The sequence below is a fragment of the Streptomyces sp. NPDC030222 genome, from assembly GCF_055573115.1.
This window is the reverse complement of the sequence record NZ_JBVICA010000013.1, coordinates 215,022-222,115: the sequence shown is the minus strand read 5'-3', so window position 1 is coordinate 222,115 and position 7,094 is coordinate 215,022. Positions and strand designations below refer to the sequence as shown.

Annotated in this window: 8 protein-coding genes; all 8 read left to right on the top strand. The window is 70.2% G+C overall.

All coding sequences use genetic code 11. The features are described from left to right. Positions 1 to 118 precede the first annotated feature (118 nt). Entirely contained in the window at positions 119 to 763 is a 645-nt protein-coding gene (locus ACZ4Z5_RS20560; RefSeq protein ID WP_468264701.1) for an HAD family hydrolase, read from the top strand. A gap of 43 nt (positions 764 to 806) precedes the next feature. After that, positions 807 to 2,054, top strand: coding sequence for an MFS transporter (locus tag ACZ4Z5_RS20555; RefSeq protein WP_468264699.1), 1,248 nt, complete (start codon positions 807 to 809; stop codon positions 2,052 to 2,054). Next, a complete protein-coding gene (locus ACZ4Z5_RS20550; RefSeq protein WP_468264697.1) occupies positions 2,005 to 3,177 on the top strand; it encodes an acetoin utilization protein AcuC in 1,173 nt (390 codons plus the stop codon). Before ACZ4Z5_RS20555 ends, ACZ4Z5_RS20550 begins: the two co-directional genes overlap by 50 nt. A 210-nt stretch (positions 3,178 to 3,387) precedes the next feature. Beyond that, a complete protein-coding gene (locus ACZ4Z5_RS20545; RefSeq protein WP_468264695.1) occupies positions 3,388 to 4,203 on the top strand; it encodes a phosphatase in 816 nt (271 codons plus the stop codon). 127 nt (positions 4,204 to 4,330) lie between these two features. Beyond that, complete coding sequence (locus ACZ4Z5_RS20540; protein ID WP_242329139.1) at positions 4,331 to 4,543, top strand: helix-turn-helix domain-containing protein; 213 nt, start codon at positions 4,331 to 4,333, stop codon at positions 4,541 to 4,543. A gap of 110 nt (positions 4,544 to 4,653) precedes the next feature. Continuing rightward, entirely contained in the window at positions 4,654 to 4,752 is a 99-nt protein-coding gene (locus tag ACZ4Z5_RS20535) for a 30S ribosomal protein bS22 (RefSeq protein ID WP_003948845.1), read from the top strand. Positions 4,753 to 4,958: 206 nt separating this feature from the next. Further along, positions 4,959 to 5,996, top strand: a complete 1,038-nt coding sequence (locus tag ACZ4Z5_RS20530; protein WP_468264693.1) for an NAD-dependent epimerase/dehydratase family protein — start codon at positions 4,959 to 4,961, stop codon at positions 5,994 to 5,996. 1 nt (position 5,997) lies between these two features. Beyond that, complete coding sequence (locus ACZ4Z5_RS20525) at positions 5,998 to 7,071, top strand: lysophospholipid acyltransferase family protein (RefSeq protein WP_468264691.1); 1,074 nt, start codon at positions 5,998 to 6,000, stop codon at positions 7,069 to 7,071. Positions 7,072 to 7,094: the final 23 nt, after the last annotated feature.

Here is a 7,094-nt window from a genome sequence, read left to right as displayed (position 1 = left end):
TACTGCAGGGGGGACCCTGTGGGAGAGTAGGACGCCGCCGAACTAATTGTGAATGGGGAAGCCCCGCACCGTGAGGTGCGGGGCTTCCCTGCGTTCGGGGCCTTCTACAGTGAGCGCCATGCGCTATGACATGGTTGTCTTCGACAACGACGGGGTACTCGTCGACAGCGAGCCGATATCGAACACGATTCTCGCCGCCTTTCTCACCGAACTGGGACACCCCACCACCTACGAAGAGTCGATCCGGGACTACATGGGCTCCGCGATGCACCGGATCCACGATCTGATCCTGGAGCGCTCGGGACAACGGCTGCCCGCTGACTTCGACGAGACATTCCACGCCCGTGTCTTCGCCGCCTTCGAAAGGGAGTTGAAGGCGGTGGCGGGAGTTCCCGACCTCCTCGCCGGGCTGGTCGCGGCAGGGGTGCCGTACTGCGTCGCCTCGTCGGGGAGCCATGAGCGGATCCGCGTGGGGCACCGTACGACCGGACTCGACCGATGGTTCGACGACGGCATCGTCTTCAGCGCGGAGGACGTCGGCCGCGGGAAGCCGGCGCCGGACCTGTTCCTGCACGCCGCGGAGCGGATGGGAGTGGCTCCCGGGCGGTGCGTGGTGATCGAGGACAGCCGGCTCGGCGTCGCCGCGGCCCGGGCGGCCGGCATGGACGTGTACGGGTTCACCGCCATGACGCCCGAGGACCGACTCACGGACGCTGACGGGCACTTCGCGGACATGGGTCAGCTGCTCGAATTGCTCGCGTGATCCGGCTATCCCCGGAGTGAGGGCGGGCCTACGCTGTGCCGCCATGACCGAAGCGACCGACCGGCGGCTGCGGCACGGCAGAGCGGCGCTGGCGCTGAGTTTCTGCGCACAAGGCGTGGCCTTCGCGCTCCTGGTGACCCGCATACCCGCCGTCCAGGACCGGTACGGCATCTCCGACGGCCTGCTGCCCGCCTTCCTGGCGGCCGTACCCGTCCTGGCCGGCGCCGGGAGCATCCTCACCGAGCGGCTGGTGAGCCGGGTGCCGGCGAGCGTGGTGCTGCGCTGGTCGCAGCCCGTGGTGCTGCTGTCTCTTCTGGCGGTCGCGGCGGGTCGGGAGATGTGGCAGGCGGCGGTGTCGCTCGCCGTGTTCGGCCTCGCCGTGGGCGCGCTCGACGCGTCCATGAACATGCTCGGGGTCAGCCTTCAACGGGCCTACGGGCGGAGCATCATGCTCGGCTTCCACGCGGCGTACAGCCTCGGTGGCATCGTCGGCGCGTCGCTCGCCTGGGCCGCGGCGCACTGGCACCTGCCCCTGTTCGTGTCCTTCCTGCCGGTCGTCGCGGTCCTGGCGCCGGGCATGCTCGTGGTGGGCCGCCGGTACGTGTCGGGCAAGGAGGGCACCGGGGCGGGCTACGCCACCGGCGGTGCGGCGTCCGGACGGGTGGGATTCCGGCTGCTGCTGCCGTTCTGCGTGGTGATGACGTTCGCGTACATCGGGGATTCGACGGTGTCGAACTGGGGCGCGAAGTACGTCCAGGACGTGGTCGGGAGCTCGGAGCAGACGGCGACGCTGCCGTACAACGTGTACATGGTGACCACGCTGCTGGGCCGCTCGCTCGGGGATCTCGGGGTGCGGCGGTTCGGGGCGGCGGCGGTCGTGCGGGGCGGGGCCGTGCTGGGGGCGGCCGGATTCGGGATCGTGGCGGCGGCGCAGGAGGCCGGGACGGCGCTGCTCGGCTTCACGCTGCTTGGGCTGGGCTTGTGCGTCCTGGTCCCGCAGACCTTCGCCGCAGCGGGGCGGCGGGTGTTCGAGGAGCACGGTCCCGGTGCGGCGGACACGGCGATCGCCCGGCTGAACGTCTTCAACTACGCCGGGTTCCTGATCGGCTCGCCGCTCGTGGGTGCCCTCGGAGACACCTGGAGCTACCGGGGCGCGATGCTGGTGCCGATGCTGCTCGTCCTGGCGACGCTGTTGTACGCCGGATCATTCGGCCCAGGAGGTGCCCGATACGGTGGCGGGCATGAGCGGCCGCGCACTCTTGATGTGGGACGAAGCAGTAACGGGGTATGACTTCGGGCCGAGCCACCCGATGGATCCGGTCAGGCTCGCGCTGACCATGGGTCTGGTGCGGGCGTACGGACTCGACCGGGTCGTCGACGTGGTGGCCGCCAGGCCGGCCGGGGACTCGACGCTGCGGCTCGTCCACCGTGAGGATTACGTGGCCGCAGTGCGCGCCGCCTCCGCCGATCCTGACTCGGCCGACGAGGCGTACGGTCTCGGGACGATGGACGATCCGGCGTTCGCCGGGATGCACGAGGCGTCGGCACTGATCGCGGGACAGTCGGTCGCGGCCGCCGAGGCGGTGTGGCGCGGCACCGCGGAGCATGCGGTGAACTTCGCCGGCGGGCTGCATCACGCGATGCCGGGCGGCGCGGCCGGCTTCTGCATCTACAACGACGCGTCTCTGGCCATCGCGCGGCTGTTGGAGCTGGGCGCCGAGCGGGTCGCCTACGTGGACGTGGACGTGCATCACGGGGACGGTGTGCAGGCGGCGTTCTGGGACGATCCGCGGGTCCTGACGATCTCCCTGCACGAGCATCCGCGGATGCTGTTCCCCGGGACGGGCTGGCCGGAGGAGACGGGCGGCCTGCGAGCCGAGGGTTCCGCGGTCAATCTCGCGCTGCCGCCCGGCACCGGGGACGCGGGCTGGCTGCGGGCGTTCCACGCCGTGGTGCCGGAGCTGCTCGCCGGCTTCCGGCCGCAGGTGCTGGTCACCCAGCACGGTGCCGACACCCATTTCGAGGACCCGCTGGCCCATCTGACGGTGTCGCTGGACGCCCAGCGGGCGGTCCAGCAGGCGTGCCACGCGCTCGCCCACGAGCATGTGGACGGCGGGCGCTGGGTGGCGCTGGGAGGCGGCGGTTACGCGGTCGTCGACGTCGTACCGCGGTCCTGGACGCATCTGGTCGGGATCGCGGCGCACGCCCCGGTCGATCCGGAGTCCGTGGTCCCGGAGTCGTGGCGGAGCGAGGTGTACGCGCGGACGCGGCAGTTGGGGCCGGGGCGGATGACGGACGGGCGGACGGTGTCGTGGCGGGAGTGGGAGGCCGGCTACGACCCGGCCGACCGGCTCGACCAGGCGGTCCTCGCGACGCGGCGGGCGGTCTTCCCGCTGCGCGGGCTCCTCGCCTAGGGGCAATGCCGCTGACTTTGCGGGCTTCCAGGGCATGCCGATCGGAGCATCGTTACAGGTCAGCAAATCGCGAACCCTGTTAGGTCAGCGGCATTGCCCCTAGGGGGTGTCCGCCCGGCGGGATGGCGGGCAGCTCGGCCGTTAGGCCAAGTGTGGGGTGTTCGCCGGGAATCGGGGCCGGCTCCGGCGGGTTGCGGGAGCATCGGCAGGGTGTTGAGCACCGGAGCATTGCGTGCGCATCTGCTGGCTGCCCGGCTGGCGGGGCCGGTGGCGACGGCGCGAGAGGACAGCCTGCGCAGCTACCGGCTCTTCGCGGTGCGCGACCCGCGGGTGACGCTCGGGCTCGACCCGGAGCGGGGCTGGGGCGAGCAGGACCTGCTCCGGCTGATGGCCGACAAATGCGGGGTGTCCGCCGATCCGGACCATGTCTCCGGGCCGGACGTGATCGACCCGGAGCGGACCCTTGCGGGGCTGGACGCGCTGGCCGAGCGGTTGCGGTCGGTGGCGGCGAGAAGGGAGCCGGTGCTCTTCGGCACCGGGCATCCGCACCGGCTGCTGGGCTTCTACGCCGGGCTGGCAGACGCCTTGTCGGCGGCCGGCTGTCTTGTTCTCACCCCCGCGCAGGGGCGATGTGTCGACATAACGACGCGGTTCGGGGTACGTACCTTCCACCTGGACTACGTACGGGGCGTCGCGCTGGTGCGCGAACCCGGGGTGCTGGGGCCCGGCAGTGTGACCGGCGCGCACACCCATTCCCCGCTGCCGGTTCGTGCCGTTCTGGAGGCTGTGGCGGAGTCCGGCGGGCCGCTTCCGGCTCTGGTCGTCGGGGACCACGGATGGGTCTGCGGGGCAGGTCAGCTGGGTATCGAGGCAGTCGGTCTGGCGGACACGGACGATCCCGCGCTGTTCGTGGGGGAGGCGGAGGGCCGGGTGTCGGTCGCCGTTCCGCTTGATGACGGCGTGCGGCCCGCGTACTACCGGCCGCTGACACGCTATGTACTCAATCGAGCGTGTCTGTCACAGTAGCGGCCCTTGGCGGCTCCTCTTCCCCACTCGCACCACCCGCCCCTAGTCTGGTGAGTGAGCGCGCAACGACGAAGAGTTACCGGAGGGGAAGCCGGTGCCCGGCGTGCGCGGAAGGTTCAGGTGGGTCATGGCTGCTGCTGGCGAGAGGCCTCTCAACGAGGTCAAGTTCCTGACCGTGGCGGAGGTCGCCTCGGTGATGCGAGTGTCGAAGATGACCGTGTACCGGCTGGTGCACAGCGGTCATCTGCCGGCGATCCGGGTGGGGAGGTCCTTCCGGGTGCCGGAGCAGGCGGTTCACGAGTACCTCCGGGAATCTTTTGTGGGGGTGGAATCAGCCTGACGTGTCCCTCGGATTACCTCCCTCACGCGGTGGCGGGTAGGCTAGGCCGACGTAGGTCGTGTGGGCCCAGACGCCCCGCACCGAGTGAGAAGAAGTGAGCGAGGGTAGTCGTGGGCTCTGTTATCAAGAAGCGGCGCAAGCGGATGGCCAAGAAGAAGCACCGCAAGCTGCTCAAGCGCACCCGCGTTCAGCGTCGCAACAAGAAGTAAGCGACGCTGTTTCGGGATCGGACCGCAGCCCTTCCGCCTTTCCGGCGGGAGGGCTGCGGTGCTTTTCCGTGTCGTCCTGTCCCGCTCGGCCGTGGTTTGCCAAAACCTTGCGCCACTCGGGCAGCACGCGGTCATCACAGCGCAACGTCAACCCGCTACGGTGGCGCGGAGGGCACCTCGGAGAGGACCGAAGGAAGGCGCTGATCTTGGGCAGGACCGTGCTCGTCACCGGGGTGGCCCGGCAGCTCGGCAGCCGTTTCGTACGGCGGATCCAACGCGAACCGGACGTGGACCGGGTCATCGCGGTCGATGCGGTCGCGCCCGACCACCATCTCGGTGGCGCCGAGTTCGTACGGGCCGATATCCGGCAGCCGGCCATAGCGAGGGTGCTGGCCGAGTACGCGGTCGACACGGTGGTCCATATGGACGTCACCGGAACGCCGCTGGGCTCCGGGGGCCGCTCGTCGGTCAAGGAGACCAATGTCATCGGCACCATGCAGCTGCTGGGCGCGTGCCAGAAGTCTCCGGCTGTGAAGCGGCTGGTGGTGAAGTCCAGCACCAGTGTGTACGGGTCGGCGCCCCGGGACCCCGCGGTGTTCACCGAGACCACCCCGCCGAAGTCGCTGCCCAGTGGGGGCTTCGCCAAGGACGCTGTCGAGGTGGAGGGCTATGTGCGGGGCTTCGCGCGCCGCCGGCCCGATGTGGCCGTGTGCGTGCTGCGTTTCGCGAACATCCTCGGCCCGTGCGCCGACTCGCCGCTCGCCGACTACTTCTCCCTTCCCGTCATGCCGACCGTGTTCGGCTATGACCCGCGCCTGCAGTTCGTCCACGAGGACGACGTGATCGACGTACTGCGGATCGCGGCGAACGAGCCGCGGCGCGCCACCCTCAACAGCGGCACCTTCAACATCGCCGGGGACGGGGTGCTGTTGCTCTCGCAGTGCTCGCGCCGGCTCGGACGGCCGACGGTGCCGGTGCTGCTGCCGGCCGTCACCTGGGTCGGCACGACGCTGCGCACGGTCGGGTTCACGGACTTCTCGCCGGAGCAGATCCGTCTCCTGACCCACGGCCGGGTGGTGAGCACCGTCCAGATGCGCGAGACGCTGGGCTTCGAACCGAAGTACACGACCGCGGAGGCCTTCGCGGACTTCGCGCGCAGCCGGGCGCCGGGCCTGCTGCCCCCCGAGACCCTCGCCCGAACCGTGGACCGGCTCTCCACCCTCGTGAGCAAGGAGCGCAACTGACATGGCCGACGCCAAGGTCATTCCCTTCGGTGACGAACCGAGGACGAGGAGGGCGGCGCCGAGACCCAAGGGCAAGGACGGGGCGATGAAGCGGCCGTCGGGCCGCAGCACGGCGCCGCTCGCGCCGGTGCCGGAACAGGCCGCCACACGGGAGGAGGAGACCTCCGGGGGCGCCCCGGACCCGGACGGTGCGCTCCCGGTGACGCCCGCAGAGGCCGCCGAGGCCGGTGCCGAGGGCAAGTGGGACCGGCGTATCGCGGGTGGTCTGGCGTTCCTGCGCCGCCGTATCACCGGTGAGTACGAGGTCGACGACTTCGGCTACGACAAGGAGCTGACGGACCAGGTCCTGATGTCCCTGCTGAGGCCGCTCTTCGACAAGTATTTCCGGGTCGAGGTCAAGGGCATCGAGAACATCCCGTCGGAGGGCGGGGCGCTCGTCGTCGCGAACCATTCGGGGACGCTGCCGCTCGACGGCCTGATGATGCAGGTCGCGGTGCACGACCACCATCCGGCGGGTCGGCATCTGCGGCTGCTCGCGGCGGACCTGGTGTTCGTGCTGCCGGTGGTGAACGAGCTGGCGCGGAAGGCGGGGCACACCCTCGCGTGCGCGGAGGACGCCGAGCGTCTCCTCCAGCGGGGCGAGGTGGTCGGCGTGATGCCGGAAGGCTTCAAGGGCATCGGGAAGCCGTTCAGCGAGCGGTACAAGCTGCAGCGGTTCGGGCGTGGCGGGTTCGTGTCGACGGCGCTGCGGGCGGGGACTCCGATCGTGCCGTGCTCGATCGTCGGGGCCGAGGAGATCTATCCCATGATCGGCAACGCGAAGATGCTCGCACGCGTGCTGGGATTCCCGTACTTCCCACTGACGCCGACGTTCCCGTGGCTGGGTCCGCTGGGTGCGGTGCCGCTGCCGACGAAGTGGACGATCCAGTTCGGTGAGCCGATCCCGACGGACGGGTATCCGCCGGAGGCGGCGGAGGACCCGATGCTGATGTTCAACCTCACGGACCAGGTCCGTGAGCAGATCCAGCACACCCTCTACAAGCTGCTCGTGCAGCGGCGGTCGGTGTTCTTCTGACGAAGTGACACCGACCGCCGGGG